This window comes from Vibrio sp. S11_S32, from assembly GCF_014694465.1.
GTDB lineage: Bacteria > Pseudomonadota > Gammaproteobacteria > Enterobacterales > Vibrionaceae > Vibrio > Vibrio algicola.
The window spans coordinates 1-250 of record NZ_JAAUWS010000205.1 but is presented as its reverse complement, the minus strand read 5'-3'; the positions used below and the strand labels follow the sequence as shown (position 1 = coordinate 250).

Sequence of the window (250 nt, the reverse complement as noted above, 5' to 3'; positions counted from 1 at the left end):
GACCGGTATTCTCACCCGTGCCGTTGTTGTCATCCAATGGTTGGTATTGATTAACATCGGTGGTCACGGTGACATCGCCCGTTGCCGGATCCATGGTTGGGGTCATGGTGATGTCTAGGACCGGATTACCCGCCCCATCCACACCAGAGATGGTGGTCACGCCATTGGCATCGGTGGTCATGCTGAAGTTAATTGGATCCCCACCATTGGTGGTCATTTCACCCATTTCGGCGGTTAATGCGGTTTTGCC

General features: G+C 54.0%; 1 protein-coding gene. It reads right to left on the bottom strand.

Going from position 1 to position 250, the window contains the following annotated elements; genetic code table 11:
- Positions 1-250, bottom strand: a 250-nt coding sequence (locus HC723_RS17970) for a hypothetical protein (protein WP_190339977.1), incomplete at both ends; no start/stop codon positions are given.